General features: G+C 68.3%; 13 protein-coding genes. 9 read left to right on the forward strand and 4 right to left on the reverse strand.

The features are described 5' to 3' along the window. Nucleotides 1-152 precede the first annotated feature (152 nt). Entirely contained in the window at nt 153-503 is a 351-nt protein-coding gene (locus tag ACW17W_RS12680) for an aldehyde dehydrogenase family protein (protein WP_492077262.1), read from the forward strand. Here ACW17W_RS12680 and chrR read toward each other — a convergent pair. Together chrR and ACW17W_RS12690 are read right to left on the reverse strand one after the other, a co-directional pair. Next, complete coding sequence (chrR, locus tag ACW17W_RS12685) at nt 451-1,089, reverse strand: cadmium/peroxide/UV radiation responsive anti-sigma factor ChrR (RefSeq protein WP_492077263.1); 639 nt, start codon at nt 1,087-1,089, stop codon at nt 451-453. The two genes, ACW17W_RS12680 and chrR, sit on opposite strands and share 53 nt — an antisense overlap. After that, on the reverse strand, nt 1,086-1,652 hold the full coding sequence (locus ACW17W_RS12690; RefSeq protein WP_492077264.1) for a sigma-70 family RNA polymerase sigma factor: 567 nt from the start codon (nt 1,650-1,652) through the stop codon (nt 1,086-1,088). Before ACW17W_RS12690 ends, chrR begins: the two co-directional genes overlap by 4 nt. 177 nt (nt 1,653-1,829) lie before the next feature. On the opposite strand from ACW17W_RS12690, the gene ACW17W_RS12695 reads away from it, so the two are divergent. Beyond that, nucleotides 1,830-3,164 carry an NAD(P)/FAD-dependent oxidoreductase gene (locus ACW17W_RS12695; protein WP_492077265.1) on the forward strand — a complete coding sequence of 445 codons (1,335 nt, stop codon included), beginning with the start codon at nt 1,830-1,832 and terminating at the stop codon, nt 3,162-3,164. After that, nucleotides 3,161-3,937, forward strand: coding sequence for a DUF1365 domain-containing protein (locus tag ACW17W_RS12700; protein WP_492077266.1), 777 nt, complete (start codon nt 3,161-3,163; stop codon nt 3,935-3,937). Before ACW17W_RS12695 ends, ACW17W_RS12700 begins: the two co-directional genes overlap by 4 nt. Before the next feature lie 78 nt (nt 3,938-4,015). Here the strand turns inward: ACW17W_RS12700 and ACW17W_RS12705 are convergent, their stop codons facing one another. Further along, nucleotides 4,016-5,311: a sugar MFS transporter gene (locus tag ACW17W_RS12705; protein WP_492077267.1), complete on the reverse strand. Its 1,296-nt coding sequence runs from the start codon at nt 5,309-5,311 to the stop codon at nt 4,016-4,018. Nucleotides 5,312-5,570: 259 nt separating this feature from the next. On the opposite strand from ACW17W_RS12705, the gene ACW17W_RS12710 reads away from it, so the two are divergent. The 3 genes from ACW17W_RS12710 to ACW17W_RS12720 all read left to right on the forward strand — a co-directional run bounded on the left by ACW17W_RS12710 (nt 5,571) and on the right by ACW17W_RS12720 (nt 11,476). Further along, nucleotides 5,571-8,402, forward strand: a complete 2,832-nt coding sequence (locus ACW17W_RS12710) for a M14 family metallopeptidase (protein ID WP_492077268.1) — start codon at nt 5,571-5,573, stop codon at nt 8,400-8,402. A gap of 61 nt (nt 8,403-8,463) precedes the next feature. Then, nucleotides 8,464-9,372, forward strand: a complete 909-nt coding sequence (locus ACW17W_RS12715; protein WP_492077269.1) for an HpcH/HpaI aldolase/citrate lyase family protein — start codon at nt 8,464-8,466, stop codon at nt 9,370-9,372. A gap of 67 nt (nt 9,373-9,439) precedes the next feature. Beyond that, nucleotides 9,440-11,476, forward strand: coding sequence for a TonB-dependent receptor (locus ACW17W_RS12720; protein WP_492077270.1), 2,037 nt, complete (start codon nt 9,440-9,442; stop codon nt 11,474-11,476). Nucleotides 11,477-11,542: 66 nt separating this feature from the next. Here ACW17W_RS12720 and ACW17W_RS12725 read toward each other — a convergent pair whose 3' ends face one another. Then, the gene (locus ACW17W_RS12725) at nt 11,543-13,303 is read right to left on the reverse strand and encodes a class I adenylate-forming enzyme family protein (protein ID WP_492077271.1); all 1,761 of its coding nucleotides are present in this window, start codon (nt 13,301-13,303) and stop codon (nt 11,543-11,545) included. A gap of 272 nt (nt 13,304-13,575) precedes the next feature. Between ACW17W_RS12725 and ACW17W_RS12730 the strand changes: the two genes are divergently transcribed. The 3 genes from ACW17W_RS12730 (at nt 13,576) to ACW17W_RS12740 (ending at nt 17,145) form a co-directional block, all read left to right on the forward strand. After that, complete coding sequence (locus ACW17W_RS12730; RefSeq protein ID WP_492077272.1) at nt 13,576-15,570, forward strand: capsule polysaccharide biogenesis protein; 1,995 nt, start codon at nt 13,576-13,578, stop codon at nt 15,568-15,570. A gap of 51 nt (nt 15,571-15,621) precedes the next feature. Beyond that, nucleotides 15,622-16,743 carry a beta-ketoacyl-ACP synthase III gene (locus ACW17W_RS12735; RefSeq protein ID WP_492077273.1) on the forward strand — a complete coding sequence of 374 codons (1,122 nt, stop codon included), beginning with the start codon at nt 15,622-15,624 and terminating at the stop codon, nt 16,741-16,743. Nucleotides 16,744-16,866: 123 nt separating this feature from the next. Continuing rightward, nucleotides 16,867-17,145, forward strand: a complete 279-nt coding sequence (locus ACW17W_RS12740; RefSeq protein WP_492077274.1) for a hypothetical protein — start codon at nt 16,867-16,869, stop codon at nt 17,143-17,145. Nucleotides 17,146-17,222: the final 77 nt, after the last annotated feature.

The following is a 17,222-nucleotide window of genomic DNA, read 5'->3' on the forward strand; positions in this document are numbered from 1 at the left end:
AACATCCGTACAGGGTTCCTTGCGGCCATGGCGGCAGGGGACAAAGTGGCCCGGCTGGCCCCCACATACCGGCCGGGCCACACCGGCTCCCACCCGGGTCGAGGCGGGATCTCAACCTCCGGTCCTCGGGACGGCGCCTCCGAGATCGGCCGATGCGGATCAATACCGAGGATGTCTTCGGCCCGGTCGCCTCAACCATCCGGGTCAAGGTCTATGAGAAGGTCCTGTGCGTCGCCAACGACACCGAACTCGGTCTGGCCGCCATGACCATGGTCAACCTGCCCACCGCCGGCGTGGCGTATGACGCGCCCTTCGGAGAAACGGAGGCGCCCGCCATGGCGCGCGGAAAAAGACCTCTACCCCTGTCGAATTCGACACCCGGACCAGGACGTCCTTTGGCTGGAGCGGACGGCAGGCCGTCTCCGAGGGACGGTCGACAGCCGGCGCTGGCTAGAGTCGGGCGAAGGGCTGGAACAGCGGGCCCAGCCAGCCGTCCAGCCTGATCTGGCCATCCAGGGCCACGACGCAGAGACAGGGCTTGTCCGATACAACCCGGGGCTGGTGCAGCACGTCGGGGTCCGCCTCCTCGAAATCGCCTACGTCGAAGCGGGCCTCCTCGGTGGCGTAGGCGCCCTCCAGAACGCAGGTCAGCTCAACGCCGCCATGCGTGTGTTTGGGCGTCTTCATGCCGGAGTTGATTTTCAGCAGGATCACCCGCGTGTCGCCGTCCCGGGGCGCCAGGACGTCGCGCGTCCGCATCCCGGGGCCCACCCAGCGCCAGGGACCAAGCGGGTAGCGGCGCAGCGGCCCCGGCAGCTCGGGCATGTCGTTCAGGGCCGGCGCGGACGCCACCTCCCCGCCATCCACCTCGACCCGGGCCAGGGCGCGAGCCAGGGCCTGTTCCGCCATGGGCGCGGGCTCCAGCGTATCCAGAAGTTCGCCGCCCACGGCCTGAAGGTCGCGCACCCATCCGGCGTTCGCGGGCCGCAGCGCCAGATGCGCCGAGACCACCACCGCCTCGGGCGGGCTCAGCGTACCGGCCGCATAGGCCAGCAGGCGCTCATGGGAGGGGTCGTGACGCGTCTTCAACTCAGTTCTCCATCGCCCGAAGGATCGAGCTCGCGGCGCAGCTTCATCAGCGCCATACGAATGCGGGACTTCACCGTGCCCAGTGGCAGTCCCAGGCGACTGGCCACCTCGGAATGGGCGACATCTTCAAAGAAGGCCAGTTTCACAGCCTCGATCTGACCGGCGTCCAGACAGGCCAGCGCCGCGCGAACGCGATCGGCGTCCTGCCCCATCGCCAGAAGCTGGTCGGGCTGGTCCGGCTCGGTCGGGGCCAGATCGACTTCCTGCAGCCGGGGCGCACGCGCGTCTTTCCGCAACACATCCAGCCGCCGGTTGCGGGCGATGGTGAAGATCCAGGCGGCGGCGCCGGCCTTTTGCGAATCGAACAGATCGGCCTTGCGCCACACGGTCAGCAAGGCGTCCTGGGCGAATTCCTCGGCGGCTCCGGGCGTCGCGCCCGCCTTCATCAGATAGGCTTTCAGCCGGGGCGCGAAATGCGAAAACAGCTGCGCGAACGCCTCCCGGTCGCGTCGCAGGGCCACGGCCTCGATCAGGCGGTCGTAATTGGTGTCAGACGCAGTCACGCGGACCTGTCTCGCCCGCAAGGGCGCGTCGGCAAGGGGCGCAAAGGATGTGACCGCTTCATGCATCGACCCATATACGGTTTCTCGCCCGGATCGGATCATTCGTCATCCGGCGCGTTTATTCCGGCGTAGAGCCTGACAGGACCGTTGCCGGTCTCATTGACCGATGGAGCCCTGATGACACTCGCCGCCGCCCCGGACCGCCGCCAGAAGATCGCCGTGATCGGCTCGGGCGTGTCTGCCCTGTCCTGCGCCTGGTTGCTGGCCTCTCGTCACGAGGTCACGGTCTATGAGAAGGCGGACCGGCTGGGCGGTCATTCCAATACAGTCACCGCCCGCACCCCCACCGGGGACGTCGCGGTCGACACAGGCTTCATCGTCTTCAACGATGTGACCTATCCCAATCTGGTCGCCCTGTTCGATCACCTGAAGATCGAAAGCCGGGCCACCGACATGTCTTTCGCCGTGTCGATGGGGCGTGGCGATTTCGAATATGCGGCGCCGGCCCTGTTCGCCCAGTGGCGCAACATCGTGCGTCCGCGCTTCTGGTCGATGCTGGGCGAGACCCTGCGCTTCTACCGCAATGCGCCGCGTGACCTGGCCGGACTGGATGATCCGCATCTGACTCTGGGCGGCTATCTGAAGCGCGAAGGCTATAGCGACTCCTTCCGCGACGATCACCTGCTGCCCATGGCGGCCGCCATCTGGTCCTCGCCGGCCTCGACCCTGCTGGACTATCCGGCCTCGGCCTTCATCCGCTTCTGCGACAACCACGGCCTGTTGCGGCTGACCAACCGGCCGGTCTGGCGCACCGTCGTCGGCGGCAGCCGGGTCTATGTCGAGGCCCTGGCCCTGCGGATCGCCGACCGCGCCCGTCTGGGACGAGAGGTTGTCTCGGTCCGGCGCACCGGTGACGGCGTCGTCGTCACGGATCGGTCGGGCGCGGCGGAGCGGTTCGACCAGGTGGTGATCGGCGCCCATGGCGATCAGGCCCTGTCCATGCTGGACCAGCCGACGGCCGACGAGCGTCGCGTCCTGGGCGCCTTCCGCTACAGCCGCAACATGACGGTGCTGCACACCGACGCGACCCTGATGCCGAAGCGGCGCGGAGCCTGGTCCAGCTGGAACTATATCGGTTCCGACGACGGTCTTTGCGTCACCTACTGGATGAACAAGCTGCAGGGCCTGCCGGGGACCGACCTGTTCGTCACCCTGAACCCGCCGCGGCCGCCGGCGGCCGAGACCCTGCTGCACAGCGAGACCTACGAACACCCGATCTTCAACGCCGCCGCCCTGACCGCCCAGTCCGAACTGTGGAGCCTGCAGGGCAAGGGCGGAGTCTGGTTCTGCGGCGCGCATTTCGGGGCCGGTTTCCACGAGGACGGACTGCAGGCAGGGCTTGCCGTGGCCGAGCAACTGGGCGGTGTCCGCCGTCCGTGGAGCGTGGCGAATGAGAGCGGCCGTATACCGCTGGGCGTTTCGACCCCCGCCCTGCTCGAGCCTGCGCCATGACCGAAGCCTCGGCCCTCTATCGCGGCGGGGTGACCCACACGCGCAAACGGCCCAGGATTCACCGTCTGGACTATCGCGTCTTCTGGCTGTTGCTCGATCTAAATGAGATCGATGATCTGGATCGGCGCCTTCGCGTCTTCTCGCGCAACGGGTTCAACCTGCTCAGCTTTCATGATCGGGATCATGGCGACGGCCAGACGCAGCTGCGCACCCGCATCGCCCGGCTCCTGGCGCAGGCGGAGGTGGACATCGGTCAGGGAGCCATCCGCCTGTTGACCATGCCGCGGGTGCTGGGCTTCGTCTTCAACCCGATCAGCACCTACTACTGCTTCGGGCCGGATCAGCGACTGGCCGCCATGGTCTATGAGGTGACCTCAACCTTCGGAATTCGCCATTCCTACGTCCTCCCGGTCGGGCCCGAGGACGCCGCGCGCGGCCTGATACGGCAGGGGGCGAGGAAGGCGCTGTACGTCTCCCCCTTCATGGACATGGACATGGACTATGCGTTCCGGGGCCATGCGCCGGGCGACCGGATCGACCTGACCGTCATCGGCTCGGACGCCGAAGGGGTGCTGATCACGGCCGGACTTTCGGGCGACCGCCAGCCCCTGACCGACCGGGCGCTCATCTCGGCGGCGGTGGCCATCCCCCTGATGACATTGAAGGTGGTGGCCGCCATCCACTGGGAGGCGTTGAAGCTGTTCCTCAAGGGGGTGCGGCTGACCCGCCAGCCGGCCCCGCCGGTCCTGGACGCCAGCATCCGGCGCCGCTGAGGACCTTCCGGCCGGACGCGCCGGAGCTGACGAGGGTCGTCAGTTCCGGCAGGCTCTGCGGGGTGGTCCGCCGCCGTCTCAATGCGGCGAGACGGCCGTCTCGTTTCCAGCGTGGGTCGATCGGGTGCGATAGCAGGCCACCGCAAACACCGTCAGGGCCACATAGCCCAGCAGGGGCACGATGAAGGCCGGCGAGACACTGCCCGCCGCGTCCGCCACCCGGCCCGCGATCCAGGGCAGGAAGGCGCCGCCGATGATGCCGAACACCAGCAGGCCCGAGGTCGCCGAGGTCGGCGCCGTGGACCGCTCCAGCGTCAGGGTGAAGATGGTCGGGAACATGATCGAGTTGAACAGGCCGATCGACAGGGCCGCCCAGGCCGCCGTCGGTCCGTGGATCTGGGTCACCAGCAGGCACATCAGGGCCGCCGCCGCCGTGCATCCGATCAACAGGGCCGAGGCCGGGATGAAGCGCATCAGGAAACTGCCCAGGAACCGGCCGACCATGGCGCCGCCCCAATAGAAGGCGACCATCTTGCCCGCCGCCTCGATGGAGATGTTCAGCCCGTCCGGGCTCTCCAGGAACAGGGTCATCATGCCGCCGATCGACACCTCGGACCCGACATAGAAGAAGATGGCCAGGGCGCCGAAGATGGCCCAGGGCGAGGACAGGGCCTTCAGCGGAGAGACGGCCTTGCCGACCGTCTTCGGCGCCGAGGCGTTGATGGTCTTGCGGGCGCTGAAGATGAAGGCGGCGACCAGGGCGAAGAAGGCGCCCATGCCCAGGAAGGCGAAATCAATGCTGCGCAGCGAGTCCTGACGCGTCGCCGCCGTGACCACCGCCCCGGCCGCGAAGACGCCGCCGGTCAGCAGCACGTGCGAACCCAGCCATGGCCCGACCGTCGTACCCAGGGAGTTGAAGGCTTGCGACAGGTTCAGCCGGCTGGATGAGCCCTTGCGGCTGCCGAGCTCGGCGACCAGCGGGTTGGCGGCGACCTGCAGCAGGGTGACGCCCGAGGCGATGACGAACAAGGCGATCAGCACGCCCGGATACCAGTCGGCGGCTGTGGCCGCCGGAACGATCAGACACCCCGCGACCATCACGGCCAGGGCGCCGATGATCGAACGGCTGTAGCCCAGTCTGGCCAGGATGGAGGCGGCCGGCAGCGACACCACCCCATAGGCAATGAACCAGGCCGAGGCGGTCAGGAAGGCCTCCGCCGTGGTCAGGTCGAACACCCGCTTCGCCGCAGCGATCAGCGGGTCGATCAGGGAGGTGGCGAACCCCCAGGCGAAGAACAGGGTGGTGACATAGGCGAAGGCGGCGCGTGCGCCTCCCGGCTTGCCGCTCGCGGCGGTGGTCGTCTCTGTCGTCATGTCCTGTTCTCCCGCAATACCGATCTCGTTTCTGGTTCTGAAGGCGCGGATCGGTCATCGCTTGTGACCGTCCCGCAGGACGGGATCAATCCGTTTTGTCGGCCTCGCGCCCGGCGCCACACAATGTTACCTCCCACAACGCGCCCTGCCCGCCAGTCCGGATCCCTGCCTGAGCGCTCAGGCGGCCGGCAACCGGCGGATTCCGACGACAGGTCGCGTCATGCATGCTGACAGCCGCTGTCATGCCGGAGCCCTGCCGATGCCGAGACCCTTCGCCGCCGCCATCGCCGCCCTGATTCTGGGTCTCACGGCCGCTCCACCCGCGCTCGCCCGCCCCCCTGAAGCGCGGCCCCCTGAAGCGCGCCCTGCCGCGCCGTCGGTCACCGCCTCGTCTCCGGGGACTCCGTCCCTCGCCCCCACGCCCGTCACCTCGCCGCGCGAAGCCTTCGGCCAGGAGGTCGGCGACGACTATCGCCTGATCGACTACACGGCTTTTGAGGCCTGGCTGAAAACGGTCGCGGCCCAGTCGAACCGCATGAAGCTGATGGAGATCGGCCAGTCGACCGAGGGGCGGACCATGTATGTCGCCGCCGTCTCCTCCCCTGCCAATATCGCCCGGCTTGACCGTTATCGGGAGATCGCCGGCAAGCTGGCCAGGGCGGAAGGGCTCGATGAGGCCGAAGCGCGGGCCATGGCCGCCGAGGGCAGGGCCGTGGTCTGGATCGACGGCGGCCTGCACGCCACCGAGGTCGTCCCGCCCCAGGCCCTGATCGCCGCCATCCACGAGTATCTGACCGCCACGGATCCCGAGGCCCTGCGCATCCTGGACGATGTCGTCATCCTGTTCGCCCCCCTGAACCCGGACGGCTGGGAGCTGGTCTCTGACTGGTACATGCGGAACGACGATCCGCTGAAACGTGAATTCAGCACGATCCCGCGCCTGTACCAGGCCTACGTCGGCCACGACAACAACCGCGACTACTATCTGTCGGCCATGCGCGAGACGACCAACGTCAACCGCATGTTCTTCCGCGAGTGGTTCCCGCAGATCATCTACAACCATCACCAGACGGCGCCGGCCGGGACGGTGGTGTTCATGCCGCCGTTCCGCGATCCCTTCAACTACAACTACGACCCCCTGGTCATGGGCACATTGTCCGAGGTCGGCTCGGCCATGCACAGCCGGCTGATCGCCGAGGGCAAGCCCGGCTCCACCATGCGTTCGGGCGCCAGCTACTCCACCTGGAACAACGGGATGGAGCGGTCGATCACCTATTTCCACAATGCGGTCGGCCTGCTGACCGAGATCACCGGCCATCCGACCCCGAGCCGCATCGCCCTGATCCCGGACCAGCAGCTGCCGCGGAACGACCTGCCGTCGCCCGTCGCGCCGCAGGAATGGCGGTTCCGCCAGTCGATCGACTATTCGCTGTCGATCAATCGCGCCGTGCTGGACTACGCCTCGCGCAACCGGGACAGGCTGCTGTTCAACATCTGGAAGATGGGGTCGAACGCCATCGCCCGCGGAAACACCGACACCTGGCGCGTCACCCCCACCCGGGTGGAGGCGCTGGAGGCTGCGGGCGAGGCTCAGAACCAGACGCCCGGGGGTCGGAACCCGGAGGGTCGCCGCGGACTGGACCCGGTCCTGTATGAGCAGGTTTTGCGCGATCCGGCGCTACGTGACCCGCGCGGCTATATCCTCCCCGCCGATCAGGCCGACCTGCCCAATGCCGTCGCCTTTCTCAACAGCCTGATCAAGACCGGAGTGGCTGTGGAGCGCGCCACCGCCGCCTTCACCATCGGCGGCAAGACCTATCCGGCCGGATCCTTCGTGGTGAAGACCGCCCAGGCCTATCGCCCGCATGTGCTGGACATGTTCGAGCCCCAGGACCACCCCCACGACCTGCAATATCCGGGCGGGCCGCCCGCCCTGCCCTATGACGCCACCGGCTATACCCTGGCCCTGCAGATGGGGGTGCAGTTCGACCGCATCCTCGACGGCTTTGACGGCCCGTTCGAGCGCGTGCCCGACCTCCTGACCCCGCCGCCCGGGCGGATCACCGGCTCCGGCGGGGCGGGCTGGCTGGTCGACCACCAGCCGGTCAATGGCTTCATCCTGACCAACCGCCTGCTCAAGGCCGGCCAGCCGGTCTTCTGGCAAAAGGCGGAGACGCGCGTCGGCGACGCCCGGCTGGCCCCCGGGGCCCTGTGGATCCCGGCCTCGGCGGAAAGCCGCGCCCTGGTCGAGACGGCCGTGCGCGACCTGGGTCTCAACGCCCGCGCCGCAGGCCGCGCCCCCGGCGGCGAACGGATGGCGCTGAAGCCGGTCCGCATCGGGCTGGTGGATCGCTACGGCGGCTCCATGGCCTCGGGCTGGACCCGCTGGCTGCTGGAGCAGTTCGAATATCCGTTCGAGGTCGTCTATCCGCAGCGGCTGGACGCCGGAGACCTGACCCGGGACTTCGACGTCCTGTTGTTCGCCTCCGACACCATCCCCCAGACTCTCGCCGCCTCGGCGCAGCGCGGACAGCCGGCGCCCGAAGCCATTCCGGCGGAGTTCCACCCCTGGCTGGGCTATATCACCACCGAAAAGACCCTGCCCCAGATCGAGGCCTTCGCCCGGGCCGGCGGGAGCGTCGTGACCATCGGCTCGGCGCACCGGCTGGCGGCGGCCCTCGGGGCCCCGGTCGTTGACGTGCTGACCGCGGGCGAAGGCGCGACGCGACGGCCCCTGCCCTCGACCGAGTTCTTCATCCCGGGCGCCCTGCTGAAGACCGAGGTCGATCCGGCGCAGCCCCTGGCCTTCGGCGTCACCCCGGCCCTGGATGTTTTCTTCAACCGCAACGCCGGCTTCGGCGCTGTCGAGGGATCGCCATCGATCGCCCGCTATCCGCAAACCGTCAGCGTCTCCAGCGGCTGGGCCATCGGTCCGCAGAAACTGGCGGGGTCGGAGGCCGTTCTGGACCTGCCTCTGGGTCAGGGCCGGCTGATCGTCCTGGGCCCCGACGTCGTCAACCGCGCCCAGGCCCGCGCCTCGGTGAAACTTCTGTTCAACGCCCTGTTCTACGGTCCGGCGGCGGCGCCTTGAGACGGCACGTCGGGCGCAGACGCGCATTGCTCCATCCCGGCTTCCGTCGCACCATGACGCCATGATCACGCCTGTTCGCCTGAACCGCAGCCAGCTTTCCGTGCCGGCGACCTCCCTGCGCTTCATCGAGAAGGCGGCGGCGGGGGCGGCGGATGTCGTGTTTCTCGATCTGGAAGACTCGGTCGCTCCCGACGACAAGGCGGCGGCCCGGGCCAATGCCGCCCGCGCCGTCGGCGAATTCGACTGGGGCGACAAGACCCTGTCGATCCGGGTCAACGCCTGGGACACGATCTGGACCTACCGCGACGTGATCGAGGTGCTGGACGGAGCGTCGGACCGGCTGGACCTGCTGATGCTGCCCAAGGTCCACAGCCCCGCCGACGTCCAGGCGCTGGACCGCCTGGTCGGCCAGGTCGAGGCCGATCTCGGGCGGACGAAACCGGTCGGGCTGGAGTTGATCATCGAGAGCGCACAGGGGCTGATGAATGTGGAGGCCATCGCCGCCGCCAGTCCGCGCCTCGAGGCCCTGCACTACGGGCCGGGCGACTACGCGGCCTCGACTGGCGCCCGGACCACGGCCATCGGCGAGGGGATGGCGGCCTATCCCGGCGATCCATGGCACTATCCGCTGTCGCGCCTGCTTGTCGCCGGTCGGGCCCATGGACTGAGGGTGCTCGACGGCCCCTGGTCGGCCCATGCCGATCTGGAAGGACTGAGGGCGGCGGCCGGACGAACGGCGGCGCTCGGCTTCGACGGCAAATGGGCCATCCATCCGGGCCAGATCGAGACCATTAACGCCGCCTACAGCCCGCCCGAGGCCGAGGTCGAGCAGGCCCGCCGAATCCTCGCCGCCATGAAACAGGCCGCCGCTGCAGGCCGGGGCGCGGTGACACTGGACGGCCGGATGATCGACGTCGCCTCCATCCGCCAGGCCGAGGCCCTGGTGCAGAAGGCCGAACGCACGACCTGAGTCATGCGGCTTGACGAGCCGCAATGTTATCTCATAACACAGACGAACCTCCCCAAGGAACTCGTCCATGTCCGCCCTGCGTCCCGTCCTCCTCACTGCCGCCGCCGTCTCCGCCCTCGCCGGCGCCGCCCATGCCCAGACCCAGAGGCAGGCTCCCGCCTCGCCGCCGGTGGATCGGGTCGAGGACGTCGTCGTCACCGCCGCCCCCTACGCCATCAGTCAGCGGGCCACGACGATCGCCACCGATGTTCTGGACGAGGAATATCTGGCCACCGCCCCCGCCGCCTCGCTCGGCGATCTGGTCGCGGGCCGGCCCGGCATGCGCTCGACCGACTTCGCGCCCGGCGCCAGCCGCCCGGTGATCCGGGGCCTCAGCGGCCCGCGCGTCCAGGTCCTGACCAACGGCATCGGTCTGATCGACGCGTCTTCCGTTTCGCCGGACCACGCCGTGGCTACCGACCCGGCCGAGGCCAACCGGATCGAGATCATCCGCGGCCCCGCCACCCTGATCTACGGCGGCTCGGCCATCGGCGGGGTGGTCAATGTGCTGGACGACCGCATCCCGACCGAACAGCCCGAGGGCGGTATCGACGGCGTCTTTTCGACCCAGGCGTCCAGCGTCGACGACGGTCGCGGAGGCTTCGGCCGGGTGACCGTCGGCGCCGGCGCCTTCGCCTTCACCCTGGATGGCGTACGCCGGACGACGGACGACTATGATATTCCCGCCCCCGCCGTTTCGCGCCGTCAGGCCGAGGCCGAAGGCATTGCGCGCGGCGATGAGGACAAACAGCCCAACAGCGCCACCGACCTGACCGCCTGGGGCGTCGGCGGGGCCTACATCGGCGACCGGGGCTTCCTCGGCCTTTCGTACAAGACCACCGACAGCGAATACGGCACGGTGGCCGAGCCGACGGTCTTCATTGAGCTGAACCAGGATCGCTACGACCTGCGGGGTGAATACCGCTTCGACCAGGGACCGCTTCAGGCCGTGCGCGGCTCGGTCGGCCACGCCACATATACCCACACCGAGTTCGAGGACGTCGGCGAGCCCGGCACGGTCTTCAACTCCGACGGAACCGAGGCGCGTCTGGATCTGGTCCAGCGGACGCGCGACGGCTGGAACGGCGCCTGGGGGGTTCAGGGTCTGGAGCGCACCTTCGAGGCCATTGGCGAGGAGGCCTTCGTGCCCACCTCGGACATCTCGGAACTCGGCCTCTATACCGTCCAGCGTCTGGACCGCGCCGGATGGGGCGTTGAGGGCGGTCTGCGTTTCGACCGTCGTGAACTGTCGGCCACCCCGATCGGCGGCGCCCGCGAGGTGACCCGCACCTTCGACAACTGGTCCGCCTCGGTGGCCGGCTTCATCAGGCCCGCACCTGGCCTCTTCCTCGGCCTCAGCCTGGCCCGCAACGAGCGCGCGCCCAGCGAGGTCGAACTGTTCGCCGACGGGGTCCATATCGCGACGGCTGTCTATGAGACAGGCGACGTCACCCTCGACAAGGAGAAGGTCACGACGCTTGAAGGCACCGTCCACTATGACCGCGGCGCCTTCACGGGCGACCTGCACGTCTACCACTCATGGTACGACGGCTTCATCGACGAGCGGGCCACCGGCGAGGACTTCTATTTCGAGGAAGAGGACGAACTCTTCCCAATCTTCCAGTTCGTCCAGACCGACGCCACCTTCAAGGGGTTCGAGGTGGAAGGCGCCTATGCCCTGTGGGAGAGCGGCGACCGCAAACTGTCGCTCGAAGGCTCGGCCGACTATGTGCGCGCCGATACCGATCTGGGTTCCGCCGCCCGCATCCCGCCGTGGTCGGTCACAGGCGGGCTGAGCTGGACCACGGCGCGCTATGACGTCTCCGGCGAGGTGCGTCATGTGGCCGAACAGGACCGCGTGGCGGACGGCGAACTGCCGACCGACGACTATACGATGGTCAACCTGAAGGCGGCCTGGCGGCCGTTGGCGGATCGCAACGTCACGGTCTTCGCCGAGGCTCGCAACCTCACCGACGAGGAGGCGCGCGAGCATGTGTCCTTCCTCAAGGACATCTCCCCCCTGCCCGGCCGCAACCTGCGCCTCGGCGTCGCCTATCGCTTCTAGGGCGGGTCCCGCCGGGGCCAGACGAGCCCGGGACGCACGGCGGAGACTGTTCCGCCGTGCGTCTGCCTACGTCTCGTCTTGGCTCGCCAGCAGGGCCTTCAGCTCGGGTTTGACGATCTTTCCGGCGGCGTTGCGGGGCAGCAGGCCGGGCGAAATGCGGATCTCGGCCGGAACCTTGAAGGCCGCCAGCCGCCCGGCGACGAATCTCCGCAACGCCTCGGGTTCGACCGCCTGACCCGGCATCACGGAGACAAAGGCGACAGCGTCCTCCCCAAGCAGGGGATGGGGTCGCGACACCAGCGCCGCCTCCATGACCGCCGGATGGGCATAGAGAACATCCTCGACCTCCTGACAGTAGATGTTCTCGCCGCCGCGGATGATCACATCCTTCTTTCGGTCGACGATGAAGACGAAGCCCTCCTCGTCGATACGGGCGATATCGCCGGTGCGCACCCAGCCGTCGACGAAGGTCTCCGCCGTGTCCTGCGGCCGGTTCCAGTAACCCTTCACGACATTGGGCCCGTAGGCCATCAGTTCGCCGACCTCGCCCACGGGCAAGGCGTTTCCGGCCTCGTCCACCACCTTGACCTCGCTGACCGGCAAGGCCGGGCCGCAGCTGAGCGGGCGATGCAGATAGTCCTCCGCCATGTGATGGGTATGGGCGGCGCTGGTCTCGGTCATGCCCCAGCCCGATCCGGGGGCGGCCCTCATGTCAGCGGCGATCTTGTGAACCAGGGCCTCGGGCGCCGCCGCGCCGCCATAGGCGACGACCTCGAGCGAGGAAAGGTCGTATTGAGATCGTTCCGGGCAGGTCAGGATGGCGATCGCCACGGAGGGCACGCCGCCGATGGTCTGGATGCCCTCTCGCTCGATCAGGGCGCAGGCCTCCACCGGATCGAAGCGCCTTTGGCACACCAGTCTCTGGCCCAGGGCGACCGCCGTCAGCAGCCCGGCGTTGCAGCCGGTCGTGTGGAAAAACGGAATGGAGACCAGACTCACCCTCTGGGGGGCCGAAGGGTCGGGCTGGGGCGGGGCCTCGCCCCGTCGGATCATGGAGCGCACCACGCTGAACTGGGCCGCCATCAGGCTGCAGGCGGCGTTGCGATGTGTGCCCAGCGCGCCCTTGGGCACGCCGCTGGTCCCGGAAGTGTAGAACAGCACCGCCGGATCCTCAGGGTCGATATCCACGGGCGGCAGGACGCCCTCCGGCAGGAACGGCCAGTCGGCGGGCCGGCCGATGACGCTTTCCAGGGTGCGGACGCGAGGATGGGCGGGCGTGGTCTCCGATCGACAGACATAGATGCGCGCCACATCGGGCGCCCCGCCCAGCAGGGGCTCGATCCGCGCCAGCCGCTCGGGGTCCATGATGGCGACGGTCGCCCCGGAATCGGTCAGGCCGTAGAGAAGCTCGGGGCCGCTCCACCAGGCGTTCAGGGCCACCACCACCGCCCCTGTCAGCACTCCGGCGAAGAAGACCACCGGCCATTCCGGCAGGTTGCGCATGGCCAGGGCCACCCGGTCGCCCGGCTGCACCCCCGCCGCCTGCAACTCGGCCGCCAGGGCCAGGCTGGCGCGCCTGAAGTCGTCGAAGCTGACCCGCTCGTCCTCATGAACGATGAAGGTCTTTGGACCGTGCGCCGCAGCCGCCAGAAAGGTGTGCCGCATGGTCGGCGGGGCGTTCTTCCACCATTTGACGGGACGGCCGTCGATTTCGATCGTCTCGATCTCAAACGGCGAGCCAGGCGCAGTGAGCGCGGCGTGGGCGTGGGCGAGACTGAGAGCCGGCCATGGGGCGGCTGTCGTCGCCGGAGGCGCGGGTGTGGTCATGTGGTTTCCTCGACCTCGGCCCGCTTTCAGCGCGAGCTTCGTGGCTTCCGGGCGAGTGAACGCGCTTCAGCGGCCTCTTGTCCAGACTGACGCCGGGTCAACCCGACGGGTAATTCGTCGCACACGGGGGCGGCTCACCCGCGAATGCAGTTTGCCCGCACGACATGCGCCCTTATGACGGGCTCGTGACCCGCGCCTCTCCAGACATCCCGCCGCTCTCTGTCCCGGATGCCCGGTCCCCGGTCTGGGTCTGCGCGCCCGGCGTGAGGCGGGTGCCTTTCCTTGACCAGTTCCTGCCGGACTATGCCTTCCAGTCCGCGCCCGGAGCCTCGACGACGGCCGTGCTCGGCTGGGGCATGAAGCCGACCGCTGCCGCCGGACGCCGCTGGGCAGCCACCCGGGGCGTGCCCTATGTGGCGCTGGAGGATGGCTTCCTGCGCTCGATCGGGATCGGCGAGGCGGGCGCGACGAGCCTCAGCCTGGTCGTCGACGATCTGGGCGTCTACTATGACGCCACCCGGCCCAGCCGCCTTGAACAGCTGATCGCGACGGCGCCGGACTGGTGCGATGCGGCGATGAAGGCCCGGGCGCGCGGGTTGATCGACCGGATCGTCGGGAGCGGCGTGTCCAAGACCAATATGGGCGGTCCGCTCGATCCGGGCCTGCTGAAGCCCGGCCGGCGGGTTTTGATCGTGGACCAGACCCGGGGCGACGCCTCGATCGGCTATGGCCTGGCCTCCACCGCCTCGTTCGCCGAAATGATCCGCACGGCCCGGGCCGAGGAGCCGGACGCCCAGCTGATCGTCAAACGCCACCCGGCCGTGGCGGCGGGCCGCAAACAGGGCTGTATCGCCGAGGAAGACCTGACGGGCGTGACCCTGATCGACGCCGATGTGCGGCCGGCCGACCTGCTGGCCGCAGTGGACGCCGTCTGGTGCGTGACCTCGGCCCTCGGATTCGAGGCCCTGTTGCGCGGCCTGCCGGTCCGCTGTTTCGGCGCCCCCTTCTATTCCGGGTGGGGCCTGACGACCGATGCGGTCGACACCGGCCGGCGCGGTCAGCCGAGGGATATCCTGACCATCGCCGCCGCCGCCCTGATCGCCTACAGCCGCTATGTCGATCCGGTTACGGGCCGACGCTGCGAGGCGGAACAGGCGCTGGAGCGGCTGATCGCCCTGCGCGACCGGGCCGTGCGCCTGTCCGGCCTGTGGTCCGCCGTCGGCTTCGCCCCCGCCAAACGCCCGCCGGTTCGCCGCCTGCTGAACTCGCCGCACGGCCGGGTGCGCTATCACTGGTTCGCCTCGGGCGCCGCCCGCCAGGCCGAGGCGGGACAGGGGCGGCTGATCTGGTGGGCGGGCAAGGAGAGCGAGCCGATCCGCCGCGCCGCCGCCGCCACGACCGCGCCCACCGTTCGGATGGAGGACGGCTTCATCCGCTCGCGCGGTCTGGGGTCGGACTTCTTCGGGGCCCTGTCCGTCGCCCTGGACGATCTCGGCGTCTACTACGACGCCACGCGTCCCAGCCGGCTGGAGGCCCTGATCGAGGCCGGGACGGTTGACGACCGCGCCCTGACCCGCGCCGCCGCCCTGCGTAAGCGGATCGTCGAGACCGGCCTGTCGAAATATAATCTGAAGGGCGCCGCCCCGGCCGGATGGCCGAAGGAGCGCGTGAAACTGCTGGTCGTCGGTCAGGTCGAGAACGACCGGTCGATCCAGTTCGGCTGCACCGACTTCCGCACCAATTCCGGACTGGTCGAGGCGGCGCGGCGCGACTTCCCCGAGGCCTTCCTGATCTATCGCAACCACCCCGATGTCACGGCGGGCAACCGGCCGGGGCTGCTGGATGCGCAGGCGATGGACGCCGTCGACGCCGTGGCTGACGATCTGGACATCATCGACTGTCTGAACGCCTGCGACCAGCTGGCCACCCTGACCTCGCTGTCGGGGTTCGAGGCCCTGATGCGCGGGAAGGCGGTCACGACCTATGGCCGGCCCTTCTATGCGGGCTGGGGTCTGACCGACGACCGGACCGGACCGTTCGAGCGGCGCACGCGCGAGGCCGCACTCGATGAACTGATCCATGCCGCCCTGATCGCCTATCCGGTCTATGTCACGCCGGACGGCTGGCCCTGCGAGGCGGAAGACCTGGTCGAGATCCTGATTGCGGCGCGCGACACGCCCCTGCCCGCCCCGCCGCGCGGCCGCATCCGGCGCTGGTGGCGCGGGCTGAAGGCCAGTCTCGACCGGACGCCGCCACCGGCCTATTAGACAATCCCTCAATCAGCGAGGCGCCCGTCGCCGAGCGTCAGGGACCGCCAAGTGATAAGCTCTGTCATTGCCGCCACCGGCCTGTTCACGCCCGAACACTCGATTTCCAACGAAGAGCTGGTGACGGCCTACAACAGCTGGGCCGATCAGTGGAACCTCGACCACGCCGCCCAGATTGCTGAAGGCGATCTGGCGCCCCTGACCCATTCCTCGGTCGAGTTCATCGAAAAGGCCTCCGGCATCAAGAGCCGGTTCGTGCTGGACAAGGCCGGGGTGATCGATCCGCAGCGGATGGCGCCCAATATCCCCGAACGGTCCAATGACGAACTGTCGGTCATGGCCCAGATGGCCGTCGCCGCCGCCCGTCAGGCCCTCGCCGCCTGGGGCAAGGACGTGTCGGAGATCGGCGCGGTGCTCTGCGCCGCCTCCAACATGCCCCGTCCCTATCCGGCCCTGGCTATCGAGGTGCAGGAGGCGCTCGGCATCGAGGGCTTCGCCTTCGACATGAACGTGGCCTGTTCCTCGGCCACCTTCGGCATCAAGACGGCATCGGACTTCATCGCCTCTGGCTCGGTCAAGGCGGTGCTGATGGTCAATCCGGAGGTCTGTTCGGCCCATCTGAACTTCACCGACCGCGACAGCCATTTCATCTTCGGCGACGTCTGCACCGCGGTCATCGTCGAGGCGGCGGACCAGGCCGGGCCCGGCGGCTGGGACGTACTGGGCACACGGCTCCAGACCCGCTTCTCCAACAATATCCGCAATAATTTCGGCTTCCTGAACAATGCGGCGCCAGAGGGCATCGGCAAGCCGGACAAGCTGTTCATCCAGCAGGGCCGCAAGGTGTTCAAGGATGTGGTGCCCATGGTGTCCGACATGATCATCGACCACGCCGGCGAACTGGGTCTGGACCCCCAGGCCCTGAAACGGCTGTGGCTGCACCAGGCCAATATCAACATGAACCAGTTCATCGGCCGCAAGGTGCTGGGTCGCGAGCCTGAGCCGTCAGAGAACGTCATCATTCTGGATGAGTACGCCAATACCTCGTCGGCCGGGTCGATCATCGCCTTCCACCAGCACAACGACGGGTTCGAGGCCGGCGAGACCGGGCTGATCTGCTCGTTCGGCGCCGGCTATTCGGCCGGCACCGTCTTCGTCAGAAAGCGCGCCTGACGACCTGCCTGGCCCGGTGAACGCAGATTTATACCGCAATGCACCCGGCATCGCTTGCGCCCGGGACGCGAGTTTGCTTTTTATTCACCTTCAGCACAGCGCGAAACGCAGAGAGGCGTCGCAATGGCGAACACCCAGACCGAGACGCCGGGCCAGAATGCCCTGAACTTCCTCGACTCCCTGGCGCGCGACGTGGCGCTGGTGCTCAAACGACTCGGCGGCTCGGCGCACCAGAACGTGGTGATCGACTGTGTGGCGGCCATGAAGCGCAGTCGGGGCGAACCGGTCTCGCAGGATCTGCGTCAGGCTGTGGTCGAGGCCTTCGAGAGCTATAGCCAATGGTTCACCCGCCCGTTTGGAGAGGGCTCCATGCGCTGGGCCCTGATCGCCGAGCCGGCCTGACGCTCAGAAGGATCGATGACGAACGAAAAGGGCGCTTCTCCCAACCGGAGAAGCGCCCTTTCGCTGTCAGCTTAGGA

This window comes from Brevundimonas sp. FV1ye29L, assembly GCF_058681095.1.